The organism is Arundinibacter roseus, from assembly GCF_004348825.1.
In the GTDB taxonomy this organism is placed as follows: Bacteria; Bacteroidota; Bacteroidia; order Cytophagales; family Spirosomataceae; genus Arundinibacter; species Arundinibacter roseus.
In genome coordinates, this window is record NZ_SMJU01000014.1 from 42,905 (window position 1) to 56,127 (window position 13,223).

11 protein-coding genes are annotated in these 13,223 nt (G+C 45.8%); 4 read left to right on the forward strand and 7 right to left on the reverse strand.

Annotated elements, in window-relative coordinates; genetic code table 11:
• Positions 1-155 precede the first annotated feature (155 nt).
• The 4 genes from EZE20_RS19340 to EZE20_RS19355 all read right to left on the reverse strand — a co-directional run bounded on the left by EZE20_RS19340 (position 156) and on the right by EZE20_RS19355 (position 5,143).
• Positions 156-1,283: an SGNH/GDSL hydrolase family protein gene (locus EZE20_RS19340; RefSeq protein WP_132120795.1), complete on the reverse strand. Its 1,128-nt coding sequence runs from the start codon at positions 1,281-1,283 to the stop codon at positions 156-158.
• A 36-nt stretch (positions 1,284-1,319) separates the two neighbouring features.
• Entirely contained in the window at positions 1,320-3,182 is a 1,863-nt protein-coding gene (locus EZE20_RS19345) for a carbamoyltransferase family protein (RefSeq protein ID WP_132120797.1), read from the reverse strand.
• A gap of 141 nt (positions 3,183-3,323) precedes the next feature.
• Positions 3,324-4,088: a LytR/AlgR family response regulator transcription factor gene (locus tag EZE20_RS19350; RefSeq protein WP_132120800.1), complete on the reverse strand. Its 765-nt coding sequence runs from the start codon at positions 4,086-4,088 to the stop codon at positions 3,324-3,326.
• A 38-nt stretch (positions 4,089-4,126) separates the two neighbouring features.
• Positions 4,127-5,143, reverse strand: coding sequence for a sensor histidine kinase (locus tag EZE20_RS19355; RefSeq protein ID WP_132120802.1), 1,017 nt, complete (start codon positions 5,141-5,143; stop codon positions 4,127-4,129).
• 204 nt (positions 5,144-5,347) lie between these two features.
• Here EZE20_RS19355 and EZE20_RS19360 point away from each other — a divergent pair, with 204 nt between their 5' ends.
• The 3 genes from EZE20_RS19360 (at position 5,348) to EZE20_RS19370 (ending at position 7,195) form a co-directional block, all read left to right on the forward strand.
• Positions 5,348-5,566, forward strand: a complete 219-nt coding sequence (locus EZE20_RS19360; protein WP_132120936.1) for a helix-turn-helix domain-containing protein — start codon at positions 5,348-5,350, stop codon at positions 5,564-5,566.
• Complete coding sequence (locus tag EZE20_RS19365; protein ID WP_132120804.1) at positions 5,563-5,889, forward strand: HipA N-terminal domain-containing protein; 327 nt, start codon at positions 5,563-5,565, stop codon at positions 5,887-5,889. Before EZE20_RS19360 ends, EZE20_RS19365 begins: the two co-directional genes overlap by 4 nt.
• Before the next feature lie 280 nt (positions 5,890-6,169).
• Positions 6,170-7,195 carry a type II toxin-antitoxin system HipA family toxin gene (locus EZE20_RS19370; protein WP_228713892.1) on the forward strand — a complete coding sequence of 342 codons (1,026 nt, stop codon included), beginning with the start codon at positions 6,170-6,172 and terminating at the stop codon, positions 7,193-7,195.
• Positions 7,196-7,288: 93 nt separating this feature from the next.
• Here the strand turns inward: EZE20_RS19370 and EZE20_RS19375 are convergent, their stop codons facing one another.
• Positions 7,289-10,189 carry an SdrD B-like domain-containing protein gene (locus tag EZE20_RS19375; protein ID WP_132120806.1) on the reverse strand — a complete coding sequence of 967 codons (2,901 nt, stop codon included), beginning with the start codon at positions 10,187-10,189 and terminating at the stop codon, positions 7,289-7,291.
• A 224-nt stretch (positions 10,190-10,413) separates the two neighbouring features.
• On the opposite strand from EZE20_RS19375, the gene EZE20_RS19380 reads away from it, so the two are divergent.
• On the forward strand, positions 10,414-11,406 hold the full coding sequence (locus EZE20_RS19380; protein ID WP_132120808.1) for a GNAT family N-acetyltransferase: 993 nt from the start codon (positions 10,414-10,416) through the stop codon (positions 11,404-11,406).
• Positions 11,407-11,424: 18 nt separating this feature from the next.
• On the opposite strand, the gene EZE20_RS19385 is transcribed toward EZE20_RS19380, so the two are convergent.
• Positions 11,425-12,066, reverse strand: a complete 642-nt coding sequence (locus EZE20_RS19385; protein WP_132120810.1) for a class I SAM-dependent methyltransferase — start codon at positions 12,064-12,066, stop codon at positions 11,425-11,427.
• Positions 12,067-12,120: 54 nt separating this feature from the next.
• Positions 12,121-13,221 carry a non-hydrolyzing UDP-N-acetylglucosamine 2-epimerase gene (gene wecB / locus EZE20_RS19390; RefSeq protein WP_132120812.1) on the reverse strand — a complete coding sequence of 367 codons (1,101 nt, stop codon included), beginning with the start codon at positions 13,219-13,221 and terminating at the stop codon, positions 12,121-12,123.
• Positions 13,222-13,223 lie beyond the last annotated feature (2 nt).

Below are 13,223 nucleotides of genomic sequence, written 5' to 3' on the forward strand. Positions count from 1 at the left end.
TGTGCTAGTGTATTGCGCCCTTTCAGGGCTTTTGTGGATTGCTCTTTTTATTTTCCTTTTTCTTTTCCTTCTGCCAACACCCAACTACGTCCACCCTACCAACACCCACAGGGCTGCACCCTGTGCTGGTGTATTGCGCCCTTTCAGGGCTTTTGTTAGTTGCTCTTTTTCTTCATTGCCTCAAAGACTCGTTCGGCCATGAGGGTATTTACGGCCGGACCGGCATGTCCATCATTTTTACCAACTACCCGATCTTTGTCCGCAATTTTTGCCACTCCATCGGTAAGCCGCACCACCGTAACACCCCGACTCTTTAAAAAGTCTTCTACCGGTTTGGTGTAGGCTGCGCTTTTGTCCAACTGAAACAAAAACGGAACAAACACGGCGTACATCTCGGCCCGGCTGCTGTCGCGATAATCAAGCATAACCGATAAGTCGCGGAAGTGGGCATTTAGAACCGTGGTGTCAGTATACGCTTTATTTACAAACTCTTCAAAGGTACTAAACGCAGTATGAGGCAGTTGCCAGTATACAAAATTAGGTAAATAAAACCGTTTGACCAGCGTAGCCCATGAGCCTGTCAGGTCGGCGTAGGGTTCGGCGCCAGTGAGTGTCAACCCTTTTTCGCGGGCCACTTTCTCAATATCGTTTGGAAAATATTGCAGCACAATCACATCCGGTTTGACAGGATAGCGCATGAGCCTTGCTGCTTCGTCGCGGGTATCAGAGCCCGATACGCCCAAATTATACACCACGTGGTTGTTTGCCCCAAGCTTTGCTTCCAACTGATTGGAAAACCGTTCGTCCAGATTTTCGAGCCCATGTCCCGCAGCAAACGAATCGCCGATGACCAACACTGCTTTCTTGGTTGTATCATTCAGAATCTCCCGGTCGCGGTAATTTTGGGCATTTACAGGCTTCCAGTACTTTTCCCACCAAATTTGCGATGCCTTGGAAAGCACCCCTTCGTGGCTTTGCGGAACGTACATGAAAATCATTTCAAGAAAAATAAGAACCACAATCAGCGGCACAACGAGTGTAACAACATTGGCAGCCAACCCTTTGGCCTTACTTTTGACAACTCCATAATAAAAAATACGGAGGATTTCGATCATCAGCAAAAGCCAGAAAACGGACTTTGCCAAACGAATATAAAAACTATCGCTTTGGGGCCTGCCGGGGTAGTCGAGTACGAGGTGAAACTTATCAGGGTAGAAAAGAAACACAAACAGCACTGACAGCAGGAGAAGCCGAATACAACTCGTTACGATTTTTGAGGCCATGCCAACTAATTTTTCTTATATCGCCTGAATTCCTGCCTAATCAAGTACAAACTCTTCCTGCCAGTTATCTTTTTCCTGCCACTCAGGCTGTTGGCGCTTGTCGAAGATGTAGTTTCCTACCACGAGGTAGTCCATTTCAGTGCGCATGAAACAGCGGTAAGCGTCGTTTGGCGTTGAAACGATCGGTTCTCCACGAACGTTGAAGCTCGTGTTGACTACTACCGCATAACCGGTTAGGTCTTTGAAAGCATTAATCAATTCCCAGTAGCGGGGGTTCGTTTCCTTGTGAACCGTCTGAATCCGGGCCGAATAATCGATGTGCGTGATTGACGGAAGGTCGGAGCGCAAGAAGTATAATTTATCCCGAAGATCCAGTCCGTCATAATTGTCGGGAAGGGGCTTGCGGCGACTTTCGGCTACGGGATGTACCAGAAGCATATAGGGCGAAATGCCGTCGTAGTCGAAGTAATCGGCACATTCCTCGGCCAGAACTGACGGAGCAAACGGGCGGAAAGATTCGCGGTATTTGATTTTGAGGTTCAATTTCTTCTGCATCTCCGAATTCCGGGGATCCCCCAAAATACTGCGACCACCCAGTGCCCGCGGACCAAATTCCATCCGGCCCTGCACCCAGCCAACCACGTTGCCTTCCGAAAGCAGACGGGCAGCATCTTTACTTAATTCTTTAAAATCTTCGTAATGCGTATAAACCGCTGAATATTTTTTGGCGGTCAGCTCCACATCCAAATCCGAGAATGTTGGCCCCAAATAAGAGCCACGCATGGCATCGCCCTTCCAGGTTACCTTGCGCTCCTGACCAAAAAAGATATGATAAGCGGCCTGAGCGGCTCCAAGAGCTCCACCTGCATCGCCGGCAGCCGGCTGAATAAATACATCTTTAAATACGCCCGCTTTCTGCACTTTGCCATTGGCCACGCAGTTGAGCGCTACCCCTCCGGCCATACACAGATAATCGGCACCCGTGAGGCGTTTGGCTTCTTTGGCCATCAAAATCACGGCTTCTTCGGTCACGCGCTGAATGGCTAATCCAAGATTACAGTGTTCGGCTTCCAGGGTATCTTCGGGATTTCGTTTTTTGAATCCAAAGAGCGCTTCCCATTTTCCTTCATTCACCATTTTGAGCCCCGTAGCGTAGTCAAAATATTCCTGATTGAGCCATACCGAACCATCGTCTTTTAGTTCAATAAGTTCTTTCAGAATACTGTCTACGTAGCGATCTACATCGGGTGAGCTTGGGTTGCCGTAAGGCGCAAGTCCCATCAGTTTATATTCTCCCGAATTTACCCGAAAACCCAGGAAATAGGTAAACGCTGAATACAAAAGACCCAGTGAATGCGGGAAACGCAGTTCTTTAAGAATAGTAATATCCTTTCCTTCGCCTAAACAAATAGAAGCCGTAGCCCACTCGCCTACTCCGTCGACGGTCAGAATCGCCGCCTTTTCGTAGGGGGAAGGATAGTACGCACTCGCCGCGTGCGAGAGATGGTGTTCGGGGAAAAGAATTTTGACGGGCTTTTTCTTGTCATATCCCAGCTTGACGAGCTCTTCATTAATCAGCCGTTTGAGAAACATTTTCTCTTTGATCCAAACCGGCATTGCCGTAATGAACGAGCGGATTCCCTTTGGCGCAAAGGCGTAGTAGGTTTCAAGCAAACGTTCAAATTTGAGCAGTGGCTTGTCATAAAAGACAATTGCATCAAGTTGATTAATAGTTACTCCTCCATATTCAAGGCAAAACTGTACCGCATGGGAAGGAAAACCGGGATCATGTTTTTTACGTGTAAAACGTTCTTCCTGGGCCGCAGCCACAATTTCACCATTATCAATTAGTGCCGCTGCCGAATCGTGGTAGAAGGCCGAAATTCCTAATATCTTCACCTATTGTTTTGGTTTGTTACGCACAAGCATCCATACTTTTCGCTGACAAAACTAGGCATAAGTCCGGTAACTTCAAATGAATGTGGACAACCAAAAACTAAATAAAGTCCAAAAAACGGTAGTAGAAAAAAACAAAAACTGCTAACTATCGAGCCATTTTTTGAATCCATCGGCTTTATCACGACTCACAAATATCTCTTCTTCCCAGGGTCGGTACTTTAATCGAAGAGCTAATTTTCCGTTGAAATGAGGCTCAATTCGTTCAATTGCGGACAAATGCGTCAGGTAGCGTCGATTAGCTCTGAAAAATGCCTGCGGATCCATCTTTTTTTCCAGTTCATCCAGCGTGTCTTCAATCAGATACCGCTGATTGGCTGCGGTCTGTATAAAAACTACTTTATCTTCTGCATAAAAATATAGGATGTCGCGCGTTTCGACCACCTCAAAGCGAGTTCCTGTTTTGAGTAAAAATCTATTTTTATACGAAGGCGGTGCCATTGTCCGCAGCAGCTGATCAAGGTTGGGGCGCACCTGCTCCTGATTTTGTGGAGCCCGCTGCGCATTAAACTTTACAATTGCATCCCTTAACTCATCAGGGTCAATGGGTTTGAGTAAATAATCGATACTATTTACCTTAAAGGCCCGCAGCGCGTATTCGTCGTAAGCGGTAGTAAAAATAATGGGGCTTCGTATTTCGGTTTCTTGAAATATTTCAAAACACAAGCCATCGGCAAGCTGCACATCCATAAAAATAAGATCGGGAGCTTCGTTTTGGTTGCACCAAAGGACACTCTCACGAACGCTGTCGAGTCGGGCGAGCACAGTTACCTTCGGCTCAATTGCCCGAATCATTCCTTCCAGCCGTTTAGCTGCCAGTGGCTCATCTTCAATTAATACTATTTTCATACAATCGGTTATATATTTCAACTATTCTCTTCTTAAATCTAGCTTTTTAGTAACGGGATTTTCACCACAAAAGCAGCCGGATCGCTTTCCAGCAGAATTGGATCAGAAGTCAGCATTGCATACCTGCTTTTCAGATTGGCCAGCCCTATGCCCGTCGACTCCCCGGCAAGCAGTCGCCGGGGCTGATACGAATTGGCAACCGATACGTAATCCTCATCGGCCTGAATGCTGATCGTGAGTGGTTTCATAGCTGAGCATTCGTTGTGCTTGATGGCATTTTCTACGAGTGTAAGCAGCCCCTGCGGCACTATAAAAAGGTGTGATGCCAGGGCTTCGTCCAATTCAAAGGTGTAGTGAAGATTATCGCCAAACCGCATTTTGTGTATAAAAAGGTAGGATTCAACAATTTTCAGTTCCGTACTGAGTTCAATTGTACTGCGGGGACTGTTTTGTAAATTATAGCGAAAGACTTTCGATAATTTTTCAACCAACTGCACCGCGTTTTCGGGGTCCTCGGGAATGAGCGCACTGAGAATATTGAGTGAATTGAACAAAAAATGAGGATTTACCTGATTTTTTAGTGAATCAAATTCAGCTTTCAACAACGCCTGTTTTAGTTTTTCTTCTTCAAGCAAGGAGGTTTTGCGTCGGGTTAAAAAGACTCCTAAAATAAATATAGAGGTAATTAAAGCGGAAATAATGCCAAAAGACATAAAATTAGCCACTAGCGAACTGACGCCCGGCAACTGCGTGTAGCCTCCCGCAAATCGCCACAGCAAAATCAGCCCAAGGCCAACGGCCCCGCCCGTCAGCAGGGCGATTCCGATAATGAAGAGTGCACCTACCTGCGGGTTAAACTGATCGGCCCGACGAACGAGATAAGGCCCCATTTGCCTTAACGAAAACCAAATCAGTACACTAGCTGAGCCCACAAAAGTCAATTGGCGAAGCAGGGCGTAGTCTTTTTGTCCCGCAAGAACGCCTAACAACAGGTTTAAACCCAACACAGCAATAAATATGTACAACTCGAAACGTTGAATCCGATCAATTTTCATAGAGAATGGCCTTTTTTATAAACCAAAGGTCTGCAAGAAGCGATTATTTTTTGTCACAAATCTGATGAATCGTAGAATCTGATGAGTGAATCGTTTGTAGAATTTCACAGGGAAGAATTAATCTCATGAAATAGTGCCTTAAACTGCACTTATGGTTGAATTTTAATTAAACTTATGTATATTTACACAAAAAAATGCCATATAATGCACTTTACGGAGATAATTAAACAAATAAAAGAACGCAGGCAGGTATTGCAGGTAACGCAGGAAACATTGGCTGAACTGTCGGGCGTTGGATTAAGAACCCTGAAAAAGTTTGAAAGCGGCAAAGGAAATCCTACGCTGCAAACGCTCCAAAAAGTTGCGGATGTTTTGGGCTTAGAGATAAGCCTGAAGGTCAAAAATATAACGCCTGATTCATGAGAAGTGCAGCCATAATATTCAAGAATAAGGAAGCGGGTATTTTAACTCAACACGACGACGGTTCATTCGTATTTCGTTATCACGATTATTGGATAGCCGATGCTACTAAGCAAAGTATAAGTCTCACATTGCCAAAAAACCGACGGGAATTTTATTCAGAATTTCTCTTCCCCTTTTTTTTTAATATGCTTCCCGAAGGTTCTAACAAACAGGTGGCCTGTAAGTTAAACAGGATTGATCAGGACGACTACTTTGGATTGCTGATGACAACTGCGAAAAATGATAGCATTGGAGCAGTAAGAGTTGTTAAGATTGATGAATAATAGATTTTTATCAAGTGCTATTTCTGGACGAATACCAGTAATTTATATCTATACTTATTTATCATTATTGATCGGTGAATAATCCCGTAAAGAAAAGTTTGAGTTTGAGGAATTTGTCAGGCTGAGCGAAGCGGCCGCCACTGCGGTCGAAGCCCGTTGGCAGACTGGCTTCGACCGCCAGGCGGCCCTGTACGCTCAGCCTGACATTTACAATTTAATTCACCCATCATTAAAAGGCTATAAATAAATACTCTTTACAGGTAATAATCTATTAAAACCCATGAGTAAATTAAAAAACGATCAAGCTGCTTTTTCAATTTTTAATCCTCAATTGTTGATTGAAAATTGTCCCGGTACGTTATCTTATGGTTTTGATACGTATAGCCCTACGGCTTTGAAGAGAGTATTTCATGGTAAAAAAGTATACCATGTATTGCCCTATGAAGCGCCATCATCCAACCCCGAAACAGATGAACTATTTGAAGTAAATCGAAAACGGATGTCGATTTCAGGTGTACAGGAAAAGTTTTCGGTTTTACTTGATAAGAACAAATTGAGGCTTGTCGAGGAGGGAGAAAGCGGTACGTATATTCTGAAACCGATTCCGGGTGCTGGTAGAAAAGCAGAACAAATGCCTGCTAATGAACATCTAACGATGCAAATTGCCCGTCAGATTTACGGCATAGAGACAGCCGAGAATGCCTTGATATTTTTTAAAAATGGCGCTCCTGCCTACATAACCAAGCGCTTTGATGTAAAAGATGACGGCACAAAATGGGCACAGGATGATTTTGCATCTTTGGCTGAAAGAACACCACAAACGCATGGAGAGCATTATAAATATGCGGGGAATTATTTAATGTTTTTTGAATTAATGAAAAAATATTTATCTACATACAAGGTAGAAGCACCAAAGCTTTTAAAAATAGTACTATTTAATTATCTCTTTTCAAACGGAGATGCACACTTCAAAAATTTCTCTATTCTGGAAACTCCCATGGGTGATTACCGTTTAAGTCCGTCCTATGATTTGCTAAATAGTCGCATCCATATCGAGGATCAGGATTTTGCCTTAACCGAGGGGTTATTACCTGCAAAGGTAGCACAGGGAAAAATTAGTTTACAATTTGCTAAACTAGCAGAACTTGCAGAAATAAGTGAAAAGAGTTTTCAATCAATACTTGCATTGATGACTTCCAAATCAGATTCAATTGAAAAAATGGTAGCGGCTTCTTTTCTCAATGAAAATACCAAAAGAAATTATTTACAATCGTATCAGGGGCGTTTGAAACAACTAATTAAGTAATTTTCTTCGCCTATCAAAAAATAAAAAACTGGTATTTTCGCATGAAAGCACCAGTTTTCTTTAGGTAACAAAGCACGATATATAATTCCAGCGCTATTTCTTAATAATTCGGGTTGTAATTGGTATACATAGGGACCGCACGTCACCACAGGCACAATCGCGGCGCATGAGCGTGAGAGCGATGTCTTGGGTGCAACCCGTTTCGCCATAAATCCGAAGGGTGTACGCCTGACTAACTGTTGCCGGATTTTGAAGGTCGCTGACCAAAGTACCGTTTCCCGGAATCGGCTGTGGAGAACCGAACATAGACGATGTAAACGTTGCGCCAAGGCTCAGGTCGAAGGTTTGGCCGGCTAAAAAACCAGATACCGAAATCTTGCCATCCTGATTAACGGTTAGATCCGTACAGGTTGGGCGTTCGATCATGGACATCACATTTGGTTTGGCATTTACGATCACCCGTACAGTATCCGTACAGGTAGTTCCCTGACTTAAAATAAAAGCGTAAGTTCCTGCATTGATCATCCCATTGATAAGTCCCGTATTGGAAATAGTGGCCGGAGAAGGATTTCCGCTACCTGCCGTCCAGAGCTGACCTGCCTCGGCAGCTGGCAACTGAACCGACGTAACACCCTGACAAACCGTGGTATCAGGCAGTGGTTCAAGCCAACAGGAGATAAACCCAATGTCATAGTTTGGGTTATTTTGTCCGGGCGCACCGGTTTGCACCCGTACGTAAGGGAAACCATTGAGGGCTGCCGGAAGTCCGGTGGCGAGTTGTGCGTCCGAGTCGTTCAGATCGGCATTAGGTCCTTCACCAACGTTTGCCGACGTAAGTTTATAGGGAATCGTGTTAATGGTCAGAGTCTCGGTGGTTTTGTCAAACTGAGCCAAATTTCCATTTGTTCCAACTATCAGATAGTAGGTAGTATTGGGTTTTAAGTCATTACCTTCGAACAGATAATTACCGGCGGCATTGGTTTGAGTAGCCCCACTTAGATTTCCAGTTGAATCAAAAAGTGCCACCTGTACATTGGCCAGCGGAAGTTCGTCAGGATCTTGAATACCGTCCTGATCGGCGTCGATCCAAATTCGGTTTCCAATTTGCAGCGGAGCTGTTTCACACAAGGCCTGAATACTCCCCAATCCGTTTGACTTTCCGGCGTATTGCAGCTGAGGCCCCTCTCCGTTATAAATCTCGTAGGCTTTGGTACGGTTTCCGGATTGGTTGCTAAACCACGCCATTCCACCCGACCACACCGTAAACGGCTCAATGACCGAGGCAATAACCTCATCATTGCCGGGTACTACCAGCAAAGATCCCATGAAGGTTTCCTGCTGAATGGTATCGCCACTAAACACGTCACGGTAAAAATCAGCACAGTAAAATTCACCACCGCCCGGGCCTTGATTATTTCCAACGCCGCATCCAACACGCAGGCCGGATGTACCGTTACTTTCAAGTGCGTAGGTACCATCTGCATGCGCTTGTGCCCGCAAAATATCGCCACCTATGTAGCCGCTGTACAATCCTGAGGTGGCAGGCACACTCCACTGATTGCGGGCAGTTTGGTTACCGGTGCGATCCATAAGTCCCAAAATCAGGGAGCCGTCGGTATCAAAGGCAATATCTGAAAGAATTGGCTGTGGGCGGGAAGCCCGGTAGTACGAAACACCGCCAACTTCGGTCAGTAATGAAGTGGTGAGGTCGCTCCATTGGTCGGTCCAGGGCTCCCAATATTCGCTTTGTGGCACGCCTGCATGTACCCACCCTTTGCGGTAGCTGAGGGCTTCGCTGATGACCGGCGTGGAAATAAACTGCATGGTTTTCAGATCAAAGCGATAAACATACGCCCGGAGGTTTGCCCGTGTACTACCCGCCTGACGTGCATCGCAGGTAACCCCTACGTACAGCGATCCCTGCTGATACTCCACCGCCCATGGACGGGCTTCCCCAAGTACACATCCAGGATTTGGGATGGAAAAGGACGTTATATCAGCGGCTGTTAGTTGATTGCCCGGACGAACCGGCGCACCGATATTTATCTGAACCAGCGTTTTTTCATACAGATTCACTACCCACATTTTCTTCTCATCCGGCGAAAGCGCCATGCCGCCAAGTCCCACTTTGCCAGTCAACCGAAACGCAGCCGAGTCGAGACTAGGCTGCACAAAATCTACGGGCAAATTTCTATTTAGTAAAGCAAGGCTATCGGCAGTGCTGCTTAGCTTGACAAACTGACTCAGGTTCAGGTAAGAACTCGTAACCGGGGTGCCGCTCGACAGGTCGGTCATGTAAATTCCACCCAGCCCGAGCGGACCCAGGCTTGCATGCCTTTTCAGGAGAGCGCTGTAAAATAATTTTTGATCCTGCCGATGATATACTCCCCCCCAAATGCTGCCGGTTTCGGCAGTGGTAGCTAGTTCAATCGGGGGGCTGCCTTGTCCTGAGGCGCTATATGGAAAGAAAATAAGTGAAGCAAGTGGTCCGGAATTGCTTCCGGCAGCAAGGGCATCACCAACAACGTAACATGGAGTTACCAAATCGGGCAAAACAGTTTTACAATAAGCCAACGGATCGCTCACCGGCAGGTCAGCATTTGCGATGGGCGCCGTTACAAATTGTACAGAAGAAGTATTTGTAGCAGTGGTAGTTATTGCATAGGTCTCAAAGGGCATCTCGCTGAATTCCAGACGTACTTTCTTACCGGAAGCTACTGGGAAACTGTAAAAACCAAGGGAGTCGGTGGTGGAGGTAAGTGGAGCAGATTCTCCGGCAATAAAAGCAGTTACAACAATCCCCTGAACACCCGGCTCTGTTGGGAGCGAAAACTGCCGTACACCGTCTCCATTGAAGTCTCGATATACCGTCCCGCTTACCTGCGCAAACGCTGGAACCGCCACGGCGAACAGTAGCATGAAGAAACCCAAACCCCTACTGAACAAACTGATACCGGTTTGTACATTCGCCTTCCATTTGTAAATAATCTCCATCCTATGCAGAATTTTTTTAACACATCATACTGCAAGCGAAGATTATGCCAGTTTTTTTAAATGATACAGAAAACTACATATTTATATAAACATCATAAATAAACAATTGATAATCAAGTTATTAATTCAGCCATTTATTTAAACAAAATTGACAACTTGCGCTACTTTCTGAATCTATTGACTAAAAAACATAGGATTACTTATTCTTTTGCGTTATTTGAAACATGCATGAATTAGAACTGACTCAGGAAAAATCTTATCGCATCGGAAGGCATGGTTCAGACGAGGTTTGGATACACCGTCAGGAAGTCGTCCAGTCTGCTGTTTCTTTCCCTGTTTTCCTTTACAATTCCTGTAATCATTTGGTTACACAGAAATCAATCAGCCCGGTTACTTTTTGTTTGCAGGAACGCCACTCAGGCCAAATTCTGGCTCTTCTCCGGATGGATGTGGAACAGGACTCGTTGTGGTCGCTGCCTTCTGCGCCTTTTGGTGGCATTGAGTTCGACGAGAACATATCAGAAGAGTCGCTGCTAGTTATGTTGACTTGTGTAAGAGAATGGTGCAAGGAGCAGTCCTTTCGGTTTTGTGCGGTCAAAGCACCGCCGACTGCCTACAATTCGTCAAGAGATTTATTTTTGGAGAAGATTTACCTGACCGCAGGTTTTAAAGACTATCAATCGTTAACAAATCATCATATTGACGTGACGGCAGCTTCCTTTGAGACAATACTGTCGAATTCTGAGAGAAAGCGTTTAAAAAAATGCCTTTTGGCAGGTTTTACTACCGCAAAACTCACGAATCCTGAGTCCGATTTTGTGTATGATTTCCTGGCCGAAAATCGTGAAAAGCAAGGGTATACGCTGCCGATTCAAAAACAACAGGTACAGGATTTACTTCAACAACTCCCCGAGCAGATTTCGGTTTTTGTGGTTAAAGACGAGCAGCAAATCATTGCGCTAACGTTAGTTGTGCGGGTATCGCAGGATATTTTATATAATTTTTGCCCGGCTGACGATCTTCGGTATCGAGCATACAGTCCTACCGTATTACTGAATGCGGCTCTGTACGAATACGCACAGCAGCAACGCATCCGGCTCATTGACCTCGGGGTTTCGCTCGATCATTTGGGGGAGGAAAAACCATCCCTTCAACGATTCAAAGAGAATATTGGCGGCAAGCTTTCCTGCAAAAAAACCTATCGGGCCGACCTATAAAATCGTTATAAAAGTGCCTTAAATACCCAGACAATTACCTGTTTTATAAAAAACGGTCGTGCAACTTTCGTCGCTGATGATAGGCGTCATGCCATAAAAATCAAGGCTTCGAAATCCTCTTTGCTGCATAAACTGCCGGGCTTCTGTATAAATATCCCGTTCCGAATTATCCAGAATCAGCACGCCATCCTCGGCCAAATGATCTGCCGCAGAAAGCACACAGGCTACGCGCCGCCGCCCGTCTACCACCACCACCTGATACGTTTGGCCCGCAGTTGCTACGGCCTGCTCGTAGGTTTGGTCCAATGGCCGGATGAGCAGCGTGGTATTCTTCGGCAGCATTTTCTCCACAATTTTGACCCATTCCTGATCGTGCTCCACGGCCGTAATGTGCCCGACTCGCTGCGCATACCAACGGGTAGAGTTTCCAGAACCATACTCAAAAACCCGCAGTGTATTGGTAAGACGGGGTTCCAAAAAAGCAATGAACGGATAAGTATACCAGGGCAATGCCTCTCCCTTTGCGTCCACGGAACGTTTGGTATGAAAACTCCGAAACCAGCCGTACTCTTTCAGAGCACTTTTGAGGTGGAGTTGCAACAGGCCCCCAAGGCCCAACGCATTGAGCAGCGACCAAACTTGTTTTTTTATAGCTTTCATGAAAAAAATACGTACGCCTGGATTGGTTAAAAAAGGAAGGTTTTTGAAAAGTAACTAGTTACAGAATTTTTCCAGCAAAATATTCGTAATCCGCTCCGCGGCATGACCGTCCCACAGCGGCGGAATCGTCCCTTTTTTTGCCTGACCGTTCAGGATGTCCATCAACAGGGCGTGTACCGATTCAGGGTTCAAATCGCTTAATAGATAATTTGTTCCCAATTCTACGGTAATGGGCCGCTCCGTGCTGTCGCGGAAAGTCAGGCAGGGAATCTGCAAAAAAGTAGTTTCTTCCTGAATTCCACCCGAATCGGTGATAATCAGGCTGGCGTGTTCCATCAAATTCAGGAATTCCAGGTAGCCCTGCGGCTCCATGAGGTAAAGATTTGGAATCGCTTCGAGTTCAGTACGCAAGCCAAAGCGTTCCAGGTTGTTCAGCGTGCGGGGATGCACCGGGAATACGACGGTTTGATGCGCGGCTGTATTTTTGATAATTTGCAGAATACTTTTCAATCCTTTTTCCTGATCCACATTGGCCGGACGGTGCATCGTCATGAGCACGTAGCCGCCATCCGGCAGATTGTGTTCTTCCAAAAGTCGCAACTTTTGGGCCTGCTGACGATACTGTACCAGCGAATCGATCATGACATTGCCGACAAAGAAAACTTTTTCGGAAGCTACATTTTCCACCGCCAGATTTTCCATCCCGGCTCGTTCGGTTACGAATAAAAAATCCGAAATACTATCGGTCAAAATCCGGTTGATTTCTTCGGGCATTCCCCGGTCGCCGCTTCGCAGGCCGGCCTCCACATGCACGACCGGAATGTGTTCCTTCACCGCCACCAACGCACAGGCAATGGTCGAGTTCACATCGCCCACCACCAGCACTACATCCGGTTTTTCGGCTTGCAGAATTGGTTCAAAAGCTAACATGATATTCGCCATTTGCTGCGTATGACTACCACCGCCAATACCCAGAAAATAGTCGGGAACCGGCAATTGAAGTTGATTAAAAAACACGTCCGACATGCGGCTGTCATAATGCTGCCCCGTATGTACAATGCGTGATTGTATGGTCGGATGAGCCAAAAAAGCCCGATGTAGCGGCGCTACCTTCATGAAATTGGGCCTTGCGCCCACAATGCTCAGAATTTTCAAAG

Excerpts from the sequence above, each read along its gene's own strand:
- EZE20_RS19380 (WP_132120808.1), top strand. The coding sequence starts at position 10,414 with ATGCATGAATTAGAACTGACTCAGGAAAAATCTTATCGCATCGGAAGG.
- EZE20_RS19350 (WP_132120800.1), bottom strand. The coding sequence starts at position 4,088 with ATGAAAATAGTATTAATTGAAGATGAGCCACTGGCAGCTAAACGGCTG.
- EZE20_RS19370 (WP_228713892.1), top strand. The coding sequence starts at position 6,170 with ATGAGTAAATTAAAAAACGATCAAGCTGCTTTTTCAATTTTTAATCCT.
- EZE20_RS19340 (WP_132120795.1), bottom strand. The coding sequence starts at position 1,283 with ATGGCCTCAAAAATCGTAACGAGTTGTATTCGGCTTCTCCTGCTGTCA.
- EZE20_RS19385 (WP_132120810.1), bottom strand. The coding sequence starts at position 12,066 with ATGAAAGCTATAAAAAAACAAGTTTGGTCGCTGCTCAATGCGTTGGGC.
- EZE20_RS19375 (WP_132120806.1), bottom strand. The coding sequence starts at position 10,189 with ATGGAGATTATTTACAAATGGAAGGCGAATGTACAAACCGGTATCAGT.
- EZE20_RS19355 (WP_132120802.1), bottom strand. The coding sequence starts at position 5,143 with ATGAAAATTGATCGGATTCAACGTTTCGAGTTGTACATATTTATTGCT.
- EZE20_RS19360 (WP_132120936.1), top strand. The coding sequence starts at position 5,348 with ATGCACTTTACGGAGATAATTAAACAAATAAAAGAACGCAGGCAGGTA.
- EZE20_RS19365 (WP_132120804.1), top strand. The coding sequence starts at position 5,563 with ATGAGAAGTGCAGCCATAATATTCAAGAATAAGGAAGCGGGTATTTTA.